This is a genomic window from Billgrantia ethanolica (assembly GCF_021404305.1).
GTDB classification, from domain to species: Bacteria; Pseudomonadota; Gammaproteobacteria; order Pseudomonadales; family Halomonadaceae; genus Halomonas; species Halomonas ethanolica.
Genome location: NZ_JABFTX010000002.1, coordinates 58,999 through 74,456, shown reverse-complemented (window position 1 = coordinate 74,456; position 15,458 = coordinate 58,999). Strand labels below are relative to the sequence as shown.

Annotated in this window: 15 protein-coding genes and 1 tRNA gene; 3 read left to right on the top strand and 13 right to left on the bottom strand. The window is 65.4% G+C overall.

The features are described from left to right. Positions 1 to 150: 150 nt before the first annotated feature. The 11 genes from ispH to rplU form a co-directional block, all read right to left on the bottom strand. The gene (ispH, locus tag HOP53_RS09190) at positions 151 to 1,128 is read right to left on the bottom strand and encodes a 4-hydroxy-3-methylbut-2-enyl diphosphate reductase (protein ID WP_234269765.1); all 978 of its coding nucleotides are present in this window, start codon (positions 1,126 to 1,128) and stop codon (positions 151 to 153) included. 80 nt (positions 1,129 to 1,208) lie between these two features. Then, complete coding sequence (gene fkpB / locus HOP53_RS09185; RefSeq protein ID WP_086508028.1) at positions 1,209 to 1,655, bottom strand: FKBP-type peptidyl-prolyl cis-trans isomerase; 447 nt, start codon at positions 1,653 to 1,655, stop codon at positions 1,209 to 1,211. A gap of 80 nt (positions 1,656 to 1,735) precedes the next feature. Continuing rightward, the gene (gene lspA / locus HOP53_RS09180) at positions 1,736 to 2,266 is read right to left on the bottom strand and encodes a signal peptidase II (protein WP_234270417.1); all 531 of its coding nucleotides are present in this window, start codon (positions 2,264 to 2,266) and stop codon (positions 1,736 to 1,738) included. Then, positions 2,259 to 5,102 (bottom strand): isoleucine--tRNA ligase, encoded by a 2,844-nt coding sequence (ileS, locus tag HOP53_RS09175; RefSeq protein ID WP_234269764.1) that lies wholly within the window; start codon positions 5,100 to 5,102, stop codon positions 2,259 to 2,261. The genes lspA and ileS overlap by 8 nt, the downstream gene beginning before the upstream one ends. A 10-nt stretch (positions 5,103 to 5,112) precedes the next feature. Further along, on the bottom strand, positions 5,113 to 6,192 hold the full coding sequence (ribF, locus tag HOP53_RS09170; RefSeq protein ID WP_234269763.1) for a bifunctional riboflavin kinase/FAD synthetase: 1,080 nt from the start codon (positions 6,190 to 6,192) through the stop codon (positions 5,113 to 5,115). 124 nt (positions 6,193 to 6,316) lie between these two features. Next, positions 6,317 to 7,936 (bottom strand): murein biosynthesis integral membrane protein MurJ, encoded by a 1,620-nt coding sequence (gene murJ / locus HOP53_RS09165; RefSeq protein WP_234269762.1) that lies wholly within the window; start codon positions 7,934 to 7,936, stop codon positions 6,317 to 6,319. Positions 7,937 to 8,065: 129 nt separating this feature from the next. Further along, complete coding sequence (gene rpsT, locus HOP53_RS09160) at positions 8,066 to 8,332, bottom strand: 30S ribosomal protein S20 (protein WP_010626521.1); 267 nt, start codon at positions 8,330 to 8,332, stop codon at positions 8,066 to 8,068. 197 nt (positions 8,333 to 8,529) lie between these two features. Beyond that, positions 8,530 to 9,684 carry a glutamate 5-kinase gene (gene proB, locus HOP53_RS09155; protein ID WP_234269761.1) on the bottom strand — a complete coding sequence of 385 codons (1,155 nt, stop codon included), beginning with the start codon at positions 9,682 to 9,684 and terminating at the stop codon, positions 8,530 to 8,532. 33 nt (positions 9,685 to 9,717) lie between these two features. After that, positions 9,718 to 10,908, bottom strand: a complete 1,191-nt coding sequence (cgtA, locus tag HOP53_RS09150; RefSeq protein WP_234269760.1) for an Obg family GTPase CgtA — start codon at positions 10,906 to 10,908, stop codon at positions 9,718 to 9,720. Between the two features lie 84 nt (positions 10,909 to 10,992). Continuing rightward, on the bottom strand, positions 10,993 to 11,250 hold the full coding sequence (rpmA, locus tag HOP53_RS09145; protein ID WP_104204424.1) for a 50S ribosomal protein L27: 258 nt from the start codon (positions 11,248 to 11,250) through the stop codon (positions 10,993 to 10,995). A gap of 32 nt (positions 11,251 to 11,282) precedes the next feature. Next, positions 11,283 to 11,594 (bottom strand): 50S ribosomal protein L21, encoded by a 312-nt coding sequence (gene rplU / locus HOP53_RS09140; protein WP_086508020.1) that lies wholly within the window; start codon positions 11,592 to 11,594, stop codon positions 11,283 to 11,285. A gap of 279 nt (positions 11,595 to 11,873) precedes the next feature. On the opposite strand from rplU, the gene ispB reads away from it, so the two are divergent. The 3 genes from ispB to HOP53_RS09125 all read left to right on the top strand — a co-directional run bounded on the left by ispB (position 11,874) and on the right by HOP53_RS09125 (position 14,660). Beyond that, on the top strand, positions 11,874 to 12,884 hold the full coding sequence (gene ispB, locus HOP53_RS09135) for an octaprenyl diphosphate synthase (protein WP_234269759.1): 1,011 nt from the start codon (positions 11,874 to 11,876) through the stop codon (positions 12,882 to 12,884). 121 nt (positions 12,885 to 13,005) lie between these two features. After that, positions 13,006 to 13,082, top strand: a tRNA-Pro gene (locus tag HOP53_RS09130). A 246-nt stretch (positions 13,083 to 13,328) separates the two neighbouring features. Beyond that, complete coding sequence (locus HOP53_RS09125; RefSeq protein ID WP_234269758.1) at positions 13,329 to 14,660, top strand: sensor domain-containing diguanylate cyclase; 1,332 nt, start codon at positions 13,329 to 13,331, stop codon at positions 14,658 to 14,660. A 9-nt stretch (positions 14,661 to 14,669) separates the two neighbouring features. Here HOP53_RS09125 and HOP53_RS09120 read toward each other — a convergent pair whose 3' ends face one another. Both HOP53_RS09120 and HOP53_RS09115 read right to left on the bottom strand, forming a co-directional pair. Next, positions 14,670 to 15,119, bottom strand: coding sequence for a universal stress protein (locus HOP53_RS09120; RefSeq protein WP_234269757.1), 450 nt, complete (start codon positions 15,117 to 15,119; stop codon positions 14,670 to 14,672). 71 nt (positions 15,120 to 15,190) lie between these two features. Next, the gene (locus tag HOP53_RS09115; RefSeq protein ID WP_234269756.1) at positions 15,191 to 15,421 is read right to left on the bottom strand and encodes an anion permease; all 231 of its coding nucleotides are present in this window, start codon (positions 15,419 to 15,421) and stop codon (positions 15,191 to 15,193) included. Between the last annotated feature and the right edge of the window lie 37 nt (positions 15,422 to 15,458).

Below are 15,458 nucleotides of genomic sequence, written 5' to 3'. Positions count from 1 at the left end.
GCATTCGGTTACACTTGGTTTCAGTATGTATCATGACAGCGCCACCTGCTAGACATGTCATGAAAAAAGCCGGGGCAGGCCCGGCCAGGTCGCCTCAAGCAGCATGAGCCAGCTCATGTGCCCGGGTTGAGATCCTTGCTTCGCGCCTGCTCAGGTCAGCGAGTCGCTGGCGATCACGCGCTCACGCAGCTCTCGCGGCATCGAGAAGGTGATGGTTTCCTCACGGCCGGCCAGTTCTTCCGGCGCTTGTGCCCCCATCCCCTGCAGCCGCTCGATCACGCCCTTGACCAGCACTTCCGGTGCGCTGGCCCCGGCGGTGATACCGACGGCGCTGACGCCCTGCAGCCAGGCCGGGTCGATCTGGCTGGCGTCGTCGATCAGATAGGCCGGCGTGCCGACCCGCTCGGCCAGCTCGCGCAGGCGGTTGGAGTTGGAGCTGTTGGGGCTGCCCACCACCAACAGCAGCTCGCAGCCGGCGGCAAGCTCGCGCACCGCATCCTGACGGTTCTGGGTGGCGTAGCAGATGTCATCCTTGCGCGGCCCCTCGATCTCGGGGAACTTGGCGCGCAGGGCGTCGATTACCCGCGCGGTGTCGTCCATGGAGAGGGTGGTCTGGGTGACGAAGGCAAGCCGCGCGGGATCCTTCACTTCCAGGCGTGCGACGTCTTCCTCGTCCTCCACCAGGTAGATGGCGCCACCGTGGGCGGCGTCGTAGCGCCCCATGGTGCCTTCGACTTCGGGATGCCCGGCATGGCCGATCAGGATGCACTCCTGACCGCGCTTGGCGTAGCGCAGCACTTCCATATGTACCTTGGTGACCAGCGGGCAGGTGGCGTCGAACACCTTGAGGCCGCGCCGCTCGGCATCCTCCTGCACCGCCCGGGAAACGCCGTGAGCCGAGAAGATCACGATCACATCGTCGGGAACCTCGTCGAGCTCCTCGACGAAGATGGCACCGCGGCTGCGCAGGGTGTCGACCACGAAGCGGTTGTGCACCACCTCGTGGCGCACGTAAATGGGCGGGCCGAAGACGTCCAGCGCACGATTGACGATCTCGATGGCGCGATCGACACCGGCACAGAAGCCGCGGGGATTGGCCAGCTTGATTCGCACGGGGTTAGCTTGCATGGTTACGTCGCCTTGATGCGTCGGAGCATCGGTAGAAACAGATAAAGCGTAGAAAGCGCTGAGTCTCGTCGTTAACAAACTCAGTGTGTCTGCGCGGGCCTGACGTCCAACACTTCCACCTCGAAAGTCAGGGTACGTCCGGCCAGCGGATGGTTGAAGTCCACTTCCACGTTACGCTCGTCGGCGGCGATGATTACGCCGGGCAATTCGCCGCCAGCAGGGTCGGCAAAGGACATCACCGTGCCCACCTCGGGCTCGATCTCCTCGAAGTCGTCGCGGCTGAGCATCTGCACGTTCTGCGGATTGCGCTGACCGAAGCCATGCTCGGGAGCAATCTCGAAGCTGCCGCTCTCGCCCCCTACCAGCCCTTTCAGCGGGCGTTCGAACCCCGGCGGCAGGTTGCCGTCGCCCACCTGGAAGGTGGCCGGCTGCTTGTCACGGGTGGAGTCGACCACGGTGCCGTCCTCCAGCTTGAGGGTGAAGTGCAGCGTCACTTCCATGCCCTCGTCGATGCGAAATTCGCTCATCGTTGCTCTCGCTCAGTCGGTCGTACGCGTTCGCTCATGCACGTTTGGTCGAGGCTTGCCAAGCAGCATAGCAGCTGGGCTCAGCCGCGCCGCCGCGCCTGCTTGCGGCCCTCGAAGACGGATTCCCAGATCAGGCCGATGGCCCCCAGGGTAATGCCGATGTCCGCCACGTTGAACGCCGGGTAGTACCAGCCAGCCACGTGGAAGGAGAGAAAATCGACCACGTAGCCGTGCACCAGACGGTCGTAGAGGTTGCCCAGGGCACCGCCGATGATCAGCGCCAGCGAGGCGCCGAGCAGCTTCTCGTCGGCCTTGAGCCGGCTCATCCAGATCGTCAGGCCGATGGTTGCGCCCACGGCGATGATGGCGAAGAACCAGCGCTGCCAGCCGGGATGGCCGGCCAGGAAGCTGAACGCCGCCCCGGTGTTGTGCAGCAGCGTGAGGTTGAAGAACGGCAGCACCTCCACCGGCTGGCCGTAGCTCAGCACGCTGGACATCAGTGCCTTGGTGCCGAGGTCCAGCACGACCACGGCGGCGGCCAGCCACAGCCAGCGCAGCGGTTGGCGCATGGGCGGCACCGAGGTGCCGCTGTCATCCTGCTTGTTACGCATAGTGGCGAGTCTCACCCGGCCCCTCCGGCAGGTTGCTGATACAGCGGCCGCACAGGTCTTCGTGCTCGACGTGGCTGCCCACGTCCTCGCGATGGTGCCAGCAGCGCTCGCACTTCTGGTGCGGGCTGGCGACCACCGCCACCTTCAGGCCCGCCAGTTCGGTGACCTCGGCATTATCGACGTTCTGGCCCTCGGCCATAGGCGCCAGCCGCACCTCGCTGGTCAGCATCACGAAGCGCAGCTCTTCGCCCAGCTTGGCCAGGGTCGAACCGAGCGTCTCGTCGACGAACAGGGTCACCTCGGCGGCCAGACTGCCCTTGATCACCTTGGCGTTACGCGCGTCCTCAAGACACTTGTTCACCGCCTGCTTGACCTCGAGTACCTGCTCCCAGAACTCGCGCCCCAGCTCGGCATCCGGCGCCAGGGTATCAAGCCCTTCGTAGTAGCTCTCGAGCAGCACGCTGTCGCCCCTGGCGCCGGGGATGTTCTCGTAGATCTCCTCGGCAGTGAAGCTGAGGATCGGCGCCACCCAGCGCGACAGCGCCTGGACCACGTGGTAGAGCGCCGTCTGACAGCTGCGCCGGGCCAGTGAGTCTGCCTGGGTGGTGTACTGGCGGTCCTTGATCACGTCGAGGTAGAAGCCACCGAGCTCCCGCGAACAGAAGGTATGAACCTGCTGGTAGACGTCGAGGAAGCGATACTCCTCATAGGCCTTCTCGATGCGCGCCTGGAGCTGGGCGGCACGGTCCACCACCCACTGGTCCAGTGCCAGCATGTCGTCGAAGGCCACGCTGTCGCGGGCCGGATCGAAGCCGTTGAGGTTGGCCAGCAGGAAGCGCGCGGTGTTGCGGATGCGCCGGTAGACGTCGGCAGTGCGCTTGAGGATCTCGTCGGAGACCGCCATCTCGCCCGAATAGTCGGTGGAGGCGACCCACAGGCGCAGGATATCGGCGCCCAGCTTGTCCATCACTTCCTGCGGCGCCACCACGTTGCCCATCGACTTGGACATCTTGCGGCCCTGGGCGTCCACGGTAAAACCATGCGTCAGCAGGCCACGATACGGCGGGTGGCCGTCGATGGCGCAGCCGGTCAGCAGCGAAGAGTGGAACCAGCCGCGGTGCTGGTCGGAGCCCTCCAGGTAGAGGTCGGCGCGGGGGCCGCTCTCGTGACCGTGGAGGTGCGAGCCGCGCAACACGTGGCGGTGGGTGGTGCCGGAGTCGAACCACACGTCGAGGGTGTCGGTGACCTTCTCGTACTGGGCCGCCTCGTCGCCCAGCAGCTCGACCGGATCGAGGCGGAACCAGGCGTCGATGCCCTCGCGCTCGACGCGCTTGGCGGCCTCTTCCATCAGCTCGACGGTGCGCGGGTGCAGCTCGCCGGTGGCCTTGTGCAGGAAGAACGGGATCGGCACGCCCCAGTTGCGCTGGCGCGAGATACACCAGTCCGGACGGTTGGCGATCATGGCGTGCAGCCGCGCCTGGCCCCAGGCCGGGGTGAACTGGGTTGCTTCGATACCTTCCAGGGCGCGCTCACGCAGGGTGCGCCCGTCCTTTCCTTTGAGATCCATGCCCACGAACCACTGCGCGGTGGCGCGGTAGATCACCGGAGTCTTGTGGCGCCAGCAGTGCATGTAGCTGTGGGTGATGACCTTGTGCGCCAGCAGTGCACCGACCTCGCGCAGCTTGTCGACGATCTGCGGATTGGCCTTCCAGATCAGCTGGCCGCCGAAGAACGGCAGGTCGTCGGCATAGACACCGTTGCCCTGCACCGGGCTCTTGATCTCTTCGAACGCCATACCATGGGCGCGGCAGGTGACGAAGTCGTCCACGCCATAGGCCGGTGCCGAGTGGACGATACCGGTACTGCCCACCTCGGACTCGACGTAGTCGGCCAGATAGACCGGCGAGAGGCGATCGTAGAACGGGTGGCGGAACTCGATCAGGTCGAGCGCCTGGCCCTTGGCGGTGGCAATCACTTCGCCCTGGAGCTCGTAGCGCTCGAGGCAGCTCTCGACCAGCTCCTCGGCCAGTACCAGCAGGCGTTCGCCGGTATCGACCAGGGCATAGGTGAACTCGGGATGCACGTTGAGCGCCTGGTTGGCCGGCACGGTCCAGGGCGTGGTGGTCCAGATCACGATAGCGGCGGGCTTGGGCAGCGATGCCAGGCCGAAGGCGGCAGCCAGCTTGGCCTCGTCGGCGGCCGGGAAGGCCACGTCGATGGCGTCGGACTTCTTGTCCTGGTACTCCACCTCGGCCTCGGCCAGCGCCGAGCCACAGTCGAAGCACCAGTTGACCGGCTTGAGCCCCTTGAACACGTAGCCGGCGGCGACCATGTCGGCCAGGGCGCGGATCTCGCCGGCCTCGTTGGCGTAATCCATGGTGCGGTAGGGGTGATCCCAGTCGCCGATCACGCCCAGACGCACGAAGTCGGTGAGCTGGGTCTGGATCTGCGAGGCGGCGTACTCGCGGCACAGGGCCCGCGCCTGCTCGGGCTCGAGGTGCTTGCCGTGGGTGGTCTCCACCTTGTGCTCGATGGGCAGGCCGTGGCAGTCCCAGCCGGGGACGTAGGGGGCGTCGAAGCCGGCCAGATTCTTCGACTTGACGATGATGTCCTTGAGGATCTTGTTGACGGCGTGACCGATGTGGATGCTGCCGTTGGCATAGGGAGGGCCGTCGTGCAGCACGAAGGTCTCGCGGCCGCGGCGCTCTTCACGCAGGCGCTGGTAGAGCTTCATGTCCTGCCACTGCGATACCCGACCGGGCTCGCGCTGAGGCAGGTTGCCGCGCATGGGGAAGTCGGTTTCGGGCAGGTTCAGTGTGTGCTTGTAGTCGCTCATATCCTGGGAGTCAGCCGTCGTCGTGGTCGGCGGAACGTCCCGCCGAGGATTCGAAATTCACGGTCTCGCGCGCCAGCGGCGCCGAAGCCAATGGAAGTGAGTCGTCTGTCAGGCCAAGCTCTCTGGCTTCCTGGTACTCATCGGTAAACTGACACTCATCGGCAAAATAGCGCCGGGCGCGCGCCTGGTCGGCCGCGATCTGCTGCTTGAGAGCGGCGAAGTCGTCGAACTTCACCTCGCCGCGCAGCCTGGCGCAGGGAAACACCACCAGACGCTCGCCATAGAGGTCGCCGTCGAAGTCGAACAGGTGCACCTCCAGCACCGGCCGGTCGCTGCCCACCGTGGGACGCCAGCCGATGTTGGCCACCCCGGGACAGCGGCGCCCGCCGGGCAGTTCGACCACCACCGCGTAGACGCCACGCAGCGCCAGAGGCAGCCGTGGCAGCGGCAGGTTGGCCGTGGGCACGCCGATGGTACGCCCCAACTGCTGGTCGGCGACCACCCGACCGCCGAGCCGATAGGGGCGGCCCAGCATCCGTGCCGCCTGGGCAAAGTTGCCGCTGGCCAGCAGCGTGCGCACCCGGGTACTGGAGACACGCTCGTCGTCGAGAGCGAAAGTGCGGGTGTGCTCGACGCCATAGCCTTGATGACCGCGCCGCTCGCCCTCTTCGGCCAGCAGGCTGAAATCGCCGCTGCGATCGCAGCCGAAGCGGAAGTCGTCGCCCACCACCAGATGGCGTACTCCCAACCCTTCGACCAGCACGCGGTCGATGAATTCCACCGCGGTGAGGCTGCGCAGGCGCTCGTTGAACGGCAGGCAGAGCACGTAATCGACCCCGCTTTCACCCAGCAGGCGCACCTTTTCGCGCAGACGGGTCAGGCGTGGCGGCGCTTGATCGCCGGCGAAGAACTCTCGCGGCTGGGGCTCGAACACCACCACCGTGACCGGCAGGCGCAGCTTCGAGGCCTGCTCGCGGCACTGGTCGAGAATCGCCTGGTGGCCGCGGTGTACGCCATCGAAATTGCCGATGGTGGCCACGCAGCCGCGATGCTCCTCGCGCAGATTGTGCAGTCCTCGAATGACTTCCATTCAGTCTTCACTAAGCCTTCTGGTTGAAAAACGTACAAAGGGGAAGATTATAGCGAACCCCAGTTCCCTTGACAGCCGGCGATCTGCTTCATAAGGCTTCCGGTTCCCCACACCGAGGGGCGCCCTACCCCCGCATACGAAAATGCCGCGGCCTGACCCCCAGCGCCCCCAGCCAGGCGAAGTAGATCGCCGCGCCGACCACTACCAACAAGGCCAGCCACTGCACCCGCGCCGATACACCCCACTCGAGCCACTGCTGCCACTCCGGTGCCAGCCAGGCCAGGCCCACGCTCATCACCACGCAGCCGCCCACCAGTTGCACGGCATAGCGCCCCCAGCCCGGCTGGAACACGAGCACGCCCTGCTTGTGCAGCAGCCAGCCCAGCAGGCCGGCGTTGAGGAAGGCCGACAGCGCCGTGGCCAGGGCCAGGCCGGCGTGGGCCAGCGGCCAGATCAGGATCAGGTTGAACACCATGTTGGCGACCATGGCGATGATGCCGACCTTGACCGGGGTCTTGGTGTTCTGGCGGGCGAAGAAACCCGGCGCCAGCACCTTGATCAGCATGAAGGCGACCAGGCCGAAGGCGTAGGCGCGCAGGCTCATGGCCGCCATGACGATGTCGTGCTCGGTCATGGCGCCGTAGTGGAACAGCGAGATCAGCAGCGGCTCGGCAAGGATCGCCAGGGCCAGCGCCGCCGGCAGACCCAGCAGCAGCACGGCACGCACCGCCCAGTCGAGCATGGCGGCGAAGTGCTCGCCCGATTGCTCGGCGTGACGCTTGGAGAGCGCCGGCAGGATCACCGTACCGATGGCGATGCCGAACACCCCCAGCGGCAGCTCCACCAGGCGGTCGGAGTAGTAGAGCCACGACACGCTGCCCGGAGTGAGCAGCGAGGCCAGCACGGTATCCAACAGCAGGTTGATCTGTGACACCGAGACACCGAACAGCGCCGGCGCCATCAATATCAGGATGCGCTTCACGCCGCTGTGGGCGAAGTTGGGCCAGGGTCGCGGCATCAGCCCCAGGCGCGCCAAAAACGGCACCTGGAAAGCGAGCTGGGCAAAGCCGGCAATCAGCACGCCCCAGGCCAGCGCCATGGCCGGCTCGCTCATCAAGGGCGTGAGCAGCACGGCGGCACCGATCAACGAGAGGTTGAGCAGCACCGGCGTGAAGGCCGGCACGGCGAAGCGGTTCCAGGTGTTGAGCACGCTGCCGGCAAAGGCAGTGAGCGAGACCAGCAGCAGATAGGGAAAGGTCAGCCGCAGCATGTCGGCGGTGAGCGCCAGCTTGGCCGGGTCGCGACCGAAGCCCGGGGCAAAGACCCACACCAGCCAGGGTGCGGCGAGCATGGCCAGGGCGGTGATCAGCGCCAGCACCGCGGTGAGGCTGCCGGCCACGGCGTCGAGCAGCTCGCGCACCTCGCGCTTGCTGCCGCGAGTGGCGTACTCGGAAAGCACCGGCACGAAGGCCTGGTTGAAGGCCCCTTCGGCGAACAGGCGGCGCATGAAGTTGGGAATCTTGAACGCCACGAAGAAGGCGTCGGCACCGTTGCCGGCACCGAACAGGGTCGCCACCACCACGTCACGCACCAGCCCCATGACCCGCGACAGCATGGTCATGACACCCACTACCAGGCCGGAACGCATCAGTCCGCCGGCCTTGGGCGCCACGGCACGGTCGTCATCGGCCACCAGGGGCACGCTCGACTTCGCTGAATCGGGCAACTTCTCGGGTTCCGTCACCGCTCCCATCCTCGACCATCAAGCCTTGGCTGGCATGCAGACACAAAAAAACCGGCCGCAGCCGGTTTTTCACGAGCGTTGCGAACGTGGCCCAAGGGCCGGGTTCGCGACGTCTCCAGGCGACCGGCTTTACGCAGCCAGCGCCTTAATTCGCTTGTTCAGGCGGCTCTTCAGGCGCGCAGCCTTCTTCTTGGAGAGCACGTCCTTGTCGGCGATGCGGTCGATGATCGGCTGCGCCTTCTGGAACTCGGTCATGGCGGTGGCGTGGTCGCCGCCGTTGATGGCCTTGATGACGCGCTTCACATAGGTACGCACCATGGCGCGCTGGCTCGCCTTCAGAACACGACGGCCTTCCGCCTGACGGGCACGCTTGCGGGCTTGCTTGCTGTTTGCCACTGACTATCTCCTGGAAAACTTTGACGCCGCCCGGTCTGGGGCGGCATCGATAACGATTTGTCCGGCTTGGAAATTTCGCTTTCCTGCCGGCCTGGCCATCTCGCCAACGCGAAGGTTGTCGACGGGCCGTGTCTGAGAGGATGGCGCATACTACCACAGGTGCGCGGCGTCATGCTACAGGCCGCGCAAACCCTGCTTCACAGCACCACCAGGTTGTCGCGGTGGATCAGCTCCGGCGCCTCCATGTAACCGAGGATCGCTTCTATCTGATGACTGGGCTGGCCGAGAATGCGTCGCGCCTCGTCGGCGCCGTAGTTCACTAGCCCCTTGGCGATGCGCTGCCCCTGCTCGTCGACGCACAGCACCATGTCGCCACGCACGAAGTCGCCCGACAGTGCCTTGACCCCCACCGCCAGCAGGCTCGAGCCGCTGCCGCGCAGCACCTTCACCGCCCCGGCGTCCAGCGTGAGGCTGCCGCGCACCTGCAGCTGACCGGCCAGCCAGCGCTTGCGTGCCGCCATGGGGGCCTCTTCCGGACGCAGCAGGGTGCCCAGCGACTCACCGGCGGCCAGTCGGGTCAGCACCTCGGGCTGACGCCCGCTGGCGATCACCGTGACGGCACCGGAACGGGCCGCCAGCCGAGCCGCCTGGATCTTGGTGGTCATACCGCCGCGCCCCAGCGCACCGCCGCCTCCGGCCATGGCGGCCAGCGCCGGGTCATCAGCACGCCCCTCGCTGATCAGAGAGGCTTCGGGATTGTGGCGCGGATCGGCGTCAAACAACCCCTCCTGGTCGGTGAGGATTACCAATGCCTCGGCCTCTAGCAGGTTGGCCACCAGCGCGCCCAGGGTGTCGTTGTCGCCGAAGCGGATCTCGTCGGTGACCACGGTGTCGTTCTCGTTGATCACCGGGATCACGCGCAGATCGACCAGGGTGCGCAGCGCCGAGCGCGCATTGAGGTAGCGCTTGCGGTTGGAGAGATCGTCATGGGTAAGCAGCACCTGGGCAGTAAGCAATCCATGGCGCGCAAAATGGTGCTCGTAGCACTGAGTCAGACCGTTCTGGCCCACTGCGGCGGCAGCCTGTAGCTCGTGTACCGCCGAAGGTCGGGCCTGCCAGCCCAGCCGCACCATGCCGGCCGCCACCGCGCCAGACGACACCAGCACCACTTCGAGCCCCTGACGATGCAGCGCGGCGATCTGGTCCACCCAGCCGCCAATGGCTGCCTCGTCGAGCCCACGCCCATCGTTGGTCAGCAGCGCACTGCCGATCTTCACCACCACCCGGCGAGCGCCACGCAGCGCATCGCGACCCGGAACCCGCTCGTTGCTCACCTGTTCACTCTCCAACAAGGCTGAACCTCAAACCCAGAGAAACTGAGCGCCTCACTCTACATACTCGACCTCGACGTCGTAATCATCATCGTCGAAGTCATCGTCGTCGTCCTGATCGCGACGCTTACGCCGACGACCCAGACGCGCCTCGGTGCGCGCCACCGCTTCCGCCTCCATGCGTTCACGCATCTCGCGCTCGCGCTCGGCGGCCTCCTCGTCCTCATGCTCCAGCCGGCGCTGCTCGGTGAGCCAGCGGTGGGCCGCCTGTACCAGAGCGTCAGTACCCTCGCCACTGATCGCCGAGATGCGGAATACGGGGCCAGTCCAACCCAGCCCCTCGACGATGGCGGATACCCGCGCCTCTCGTTCCTCCTCGGGCACCAGGTCGAGCTTGTTTAGCACCAGCCAGCGCGGCCGCTCGGCCAGGGTCGGCGAGAACTGCTCGAGCTCGTGGGCGATGGCCCGCGCCACCTCGACCGGATCGGACTCGTCGAAAGGTGCCACGTCGACCACGTGAAAGAGCAGGCGGGTGCGGGTCAGGTGCTTGAGGAAGCGCAGCCCCAGTCCGGCGCCGTCGGAAGCGCCTTCGATCAGCCCCGGCACGTCGGCCATCACGAAGTGCTCGTGCATGCCCAGCTTCACCACCCCGAGGTTGGGCACCAGGGTGGTGAAGGGGTAGTCGGCCACCTTGGGCTTGGCCGCGGACACCGAACGGATCAGGGTCGACTTGCCGGCATTGGGCATGCCCAGCAGGCCGACGTCGGCCATCACCTTCATCTCCAGACGCAGGTTGCGCCGCTCGCCGTCGGTGCCGGGCGTGGTCTTGCGCGGCGCCCGGTTGGTCGACGACTTGAAGTGAATGTTGCCGAGCCCGCGGCGACCGCCCTGGGCTACCAGCACCTGCTGGCCGAGCTCGGTGATGTCGGCGATCACCTCGAGGGTATCCTCGTCGATCACCGTGGTGCCCACCGGCACCTTGACCACCAGGTCGCTACCGGCGCGGCCGCTCATCTGGCGCCCCTGGCCGGGACGGCCGCTCTCGGCCTGATAGAAGCGCTGGAACTTGAAGTCGATCAGCGTGTTGAGAGCGTCGTCGCCCACCAGGTAGACGCTGCCGCCGTGCCCGCCGTCGCCGCCATCGGGACCACCCTTGGGCACGTATTTCTCGCGGCGGAAGCTCAGGCAGCCATTACCCCCTCTGCCCGCCTCCACGATGATCGAGGCTTCGTCGACGAACTGCATTGTGACTCTCCCGGCGGATGCTACCGCCATGATACAAGAAGGCCCCGCCTGAGCGGGGCCTTCCAGTTACCGGTTCGTGCGTTCTCAGGCAGAGACGACGCTGACGAACTTGCGGTTCTTCGGACCCTTGGTCTCGAACTTGATCACACCGTCGCTCAGAGCGAACAGAGTGTGGTCGCGGCCGATGCCGACGCCGGTACCGGCGTGGAAGCGGGTGCCGCGCTGACGCACGATGATGTTGCCAGCGGTGACGGCCTGGCCGCCGAACAGCTTGACACCAAGGCGTTTGGATTCTGAATCGCGGCCGTTACGCGTAGAGCCGGCTGCCTTCTTATGAGCCATTGCAAAGTCCTCGCTCGTTAAGGGGAAGCCGCTTAGGCGGAAATCCCGGTGATCTTGACTTCAGTGAACCACTGACGGTGGCCCTGACGCTTCATGTGATGCTTGCGACGACGGAACTTGATGATGCGGATCTTCTCGCCACGGCCGTGGGAAACGATCTCGGCAGCCACCTTGGCGCCCGCGACCAGCGGAGCGCCGACGGTCACGTCGTCGCCGTTGGCAACCAGCAGCACCTCATCGAACTCGATGGTTTCGCCGGTGGGGATTTCCAGCTTCTCGAGCTTGAGAGTCTGGCCTTCCTGAACGCGGTACTGCTTGCCACCGCTCTTGATAACAGCGTACATGTGTCTCTCTCCAGAACTCATCGGGGTTGGCTCTTCATCGGCCTGCTTCGAGTGGCGCCTCTTTCGGCAGCCATCTGACAGGGAGCATGATGAGTGGGCCGCGCATTATAACCGCGCGCCGCGGGCCTATCAAGCACTGCCCACACTGGTTGAGACGTCGCCGCAGACACCCGCCGCGGCGTAGCTTGACGCCCACATGGGCGGGCCATAGCATGAGCCGCAGCCCAAGGCCACTGCCATGTCCGGCATGCCGGCCCAACAGCCCGATGACACTGCCTCATGCCAGCCAACGCCTCTTCCCGTTCGACTGACAGCAACACCACCGCCTCTTCGTCGCTGCACGCGGCGGTCGCCGACGATTTTGCCGCGGTCAACCGCACCATCAAGGAGCAGTTGGCCTCGCGGGTGCCGCTGGTCGAGACCATCGGTCAGTACATCATCGCCAGCGGCGGCAAGCGACTGCGCCCGCTGTTGGTACTGCTGGCCGCCCGCGCCTTGGGCTATCAGGGCGACAAGCACATCTCGCTGGCCACGCTGATCGAGTTCATGCACACCTCGACCCTGCTGCACGATGACGTGGTCGACGAATCCCGCATGCGCCGCGGCCGCGCCACCGCCAACGACGCCTGGGGCAACGCCCCCTCCGTGCTGGTGGGCGACTACCTCTACTCGCGCTCCTTCCAGATGATGGTGGAGATCGGCTCGCTGAAGATCATGGGCATACTTTCCGGCGCCACCTGCATCATTGCCGAGGGCGAGGTGCAGCAGTTGACCAACGTGGGCAACCCCGACGTCGACGAGACCGTCTACTTCGAGACCATCCAGGGCAAGACCGCCATGCTGTTCGAGGCCGCCACCCACAGCGGCGCGGTGCTGGCCGAGGCCGACCCGCAGCAGGAAGCGGCGCTGCAGCTTTATGGCCGCTACCTGGGGCTGGCGTTCCAGCTCGTCGACGACCTGCTCGACTACCAGGGCGACGCCAAGGCGATGGGCAAGAACGTGGGCGACGATCTGGCCGAGGGCAAGCCGACCCTGCCACTGATCCAGGCCATGGCTGCCGGCACCCCGGACCAGGCCAGGACGATCCGCCAGGCCATTCGTCAGGGCGGGCTCGAACGGCTCGACGAGGTGCTGGCCATCGTGCGCGATACCGGCGCGCTGGACTACACCCGGGCACGGGCCGAAGAGATGTCGGCCAAGGCGCTGGAGCAGCTCGACTTCCTGCCGCCCAGCCGCTACCGCGACAGCATGGCCGACCTGGCTCGACTCGCGGTGGAGCGCCAGCACTGAAGGCGCCGCATCAGGGCCGCGGTGGGACTTGCAAGGCCAGGGGTTTTGCGTATAATGCCCATCCGTCGGCTCCCGGAGCCGACAGCGAGCGTCGCCCAAAAGCGGCTCGAAAAAGAAGTAACGGAGTATAGCTCAGCTTGGTAGAGCGCTGCCTTCGGGAGGCAGAGGTCGTAGGTTCGAATCCTGCTACTCCGACCAAAGAATTCAAGGGCCTCGCAAGCAATTGCGAGGCCCTTTTCGTCCCCCCCTGACATCGCTTCTTCGACTCATTGCTCGTTTAACATCTCTGAGTAGGCCAACGTCGACGTGAATGCGCCGAAAAAAGGCGCTATGCTGCGCCACCGGCGCAGCATAGCGCTGACGTCATATTTTCAAAGACAATCATTTCAAACATATCCATAAGAGACTTGCGTCAGAACAAGTCCGACTCGTACGGAGGTGCTCGTGAAGAACGGCGAGCATGAAGCAGCGCATGGCGACAGCGATGGCGCCCGCGCCATGTTCCACCCTTATTGGCCCGACGCCGATCTCGATACGCTACGGGCCAAGTTCTATCAGCTCTACATCGCCGTGGAGCAGAGCCCGGCGGCCACGGCGATCACCGATACCGAAGGGCGCATCGAGTACGTCAACCGGCGCTTTCTCGAGGTGACAGGCTACTCGCGCGAGGAGCTGATCGGCAAGACGCCGGCCATGATCCAGTCGGGCATGACACCAGACGACGTCTACCGCGAGCTGTGGCAGACCCTGCGCAGCGGCCGTGTGTGGCGCGGAGAGCTTCTTAACCGCAAGAAGAACGGCGGGCTCTATTGGGAAGCCGAGACCATCACCCCGGTACGCGACGACAGCGGCCGGATCGTACGTTTCGTGGCGGTGAAGGAAGACATCACCGAGCGCAAGCGTCAGGAGGAGGAGCTGCGGCTGCTCGCCAGCGTGTTCCAGACCGGCCAGGCCACGCTGATCACCGATCCGGAAATGCGCATCGAGCGGGTCAATCAGGCCTTCACCGACATTACCGGCTATCTGCCGGAAGAGGTGATTGGCGAGACTCCCCGACTGTTCAAGTCGGGCCGTCACGACAAGCACTTCTACGCTCAACTGTGGCAGGCGGTACTGGAAACCGGCCACTGGCAGGGCGAGATCTGGAATCGCAACAAGTACGGCGACATCTATCCGCTGTGGCAGTCGATCACGGCTGTCTACGACGACAATGGCAGGATCCGCCACTTCATTGCCGTCTTCCACAACATTACCGAGCGCAAGCGCCTGGAAGAGGAGCTGGAGCAGCAGGCCACCCGCGACCACCTGACCGGCACCCACAACCGCCGCGCCTTCGATGTCGCCATGCGCAAGGCGGTGCGTCAGGCCGAGCGCAGCGACAACACCTTCTCACTGCTGCTGTTCGATATCGACCACTTCAAGTCGATCAACGACCAGCACGGTCACGACACGGGCGACATCATCCTCAAACGTCTGGCCGCCCTGGTCAGCCAGACCCTGCGCAGCACCGACCTGCTGGCCCGCTGGGGCGGCGAGGAGTTCGCCATCCTGCTGCAGGACACCATGGCGCAAGGAGCCTCGATCTTCGCCGAGCGGCTGCGCCAGCAGGTGGCAGAGACCCGCCTGCACGGTCTGGCCGTGACCATCAGCCTGGGAATCGCGGAATATCACCGGGGCGACAACCCAGAGGCGATCCTGGCACGCGCCGACAGCGCCCTGTATCGCGCCAAGCGCTCGGGTCGCAACCGGGTGGGCATCGCCGACGCCCCAGCATGAAAACCATTATCAAGTCACGCTGATCACGGTGCACTCCGCGGCATGCGTGATCTTGTGGGAAACGCTTCCCACCAGCATTCCCTTGAGCTCGCTCATCCCACGACTACCCATGACAATGGCATCCACGCCGATGTCGACGGCCTGGCTCAGTATGGTATCGGCCGGCCGGCCCTCCCGAATCAGCACCTTCACTTCCAGGCCGGAGAGGTCGACGGCCTCTCGGGCGCTGTCGATCGCCGCCCTGGCCCGCTGTTCACTCTGCCGGGCCAGCTCCTGACGGCGCTCCTCGGTGAAAGGCTGACCGGTGGATCCGGCCAGGATGCCGATATCGTCGGGCAGCTCGGTGACATGCAACAGATAAAGTGCAGCAGAAGATGCACGCGCCAGCTGCGCGGCAATGGTCAACGCTTTCACGGCATGGCTCGAGCCATCCAGCGGAACCAGAATCGTTTGATACATGGCGTTCCCCCCCCTTTTCACGGCGTCGCTTCGGCACCCTTGATTAAGCCTAGCCGCTACTTGAGTGGGAGTCAGCCGGCCCAGCCGAAGCCGAGCACCGGCATGGCCAGGGCATGCAAAAAGAGCAGGATTGTCAGGGTCGCCACCAGGCTGATGATGGCACCGGCACGCATCATGTCGATAACGGTGAGCTTGCCGCTGGCGAAGACGACGGCATTGGGCGGTGTGGCCACCGGCAGCATGAAGGCGCAGCTCGCCGGGCGCGGGGTGTCGGTAGGGATCTCCTCGGCGGGTTGCGTCATGCCCTGCTCCTTTCAAGCCGCTCTGGTACAGGCAGAG

Bases quoted from the DNA above. Each gene is read 5' to 3' on its own strand.
- ispH (WP_234269765.1), bottom strand. From the start codon at position 1,128: ATGCAAGCTAACCCCGTGCGAATCAAGCTGGCCAATCCCCGCGGCTTC.
- fkpB (WP_086508028.1), bottom strand. From the start codon at position 1,655: ATGAGCGAATTTCGCATCGACGAGGGCATGGAAGTGACGCTGCACTTC.
- lspA (WP_234270417.1), bottom strand. From the start codon at position 2,266: ATGCGTAACAAGCAGGATGACAGCGGCACCTCGGTGCCGCCCATGCGC.
- ileS (WP_234269764.1), bottom strand. From the start codon at position 5,102: ATGAGCGACTACAAGCACACACTGAACCTGCCCGAAACCGACTTCCCC.
- ribF (WP_234269763.1), bottom strand. From the start codon at position 6,192: ATGGAAGTCATTCGAGGACTGCACAATCTGCGCGAGGAGCATCGCGGC.
- cgtA (WP_234269760.1), bottom strand. From the start codon at position 10,908: ATGCAGTTCGTCGACGAAGCCTCGATCATCGTGGAGGCGGGCAGAGGG.
- rpmA (WP_104204424.1), bottom strand. From the start codon at position 11,250: ATGGCTCATAAGAAGGCAGCCGGCTCTACGCGTAACGGCCGCGATTCA.
- rplU (WP_086508020.1), bottom strand. From the start codon at position 11,594: ATGTACGCTGTTATCAAGAGCGGTGGCAAGCAGTACCGCGTTCAGGAA.
- ispB (WP_234269759.1), top strand. From the start codon at position 11,874: ATGCCAGCCAACGCCTCTTCCCGTTCGACTGACAGCAACACCACCGCC.
- HOP53_RS09120 (WP_234269757.1), bottom strand. From the start codon at position 15,119: ATGTATCAAACGATTCTGGTTCCGCTGGATGGCTCGAGCCATGCCGTG.
- HOP53_RS09115 (WP_234269756.1), bottom strand. From the start codon at position 15,421: ATGACGCAACCCGCCGAGGAGATCCCTACCGACACCCCGCGCCCGGCG.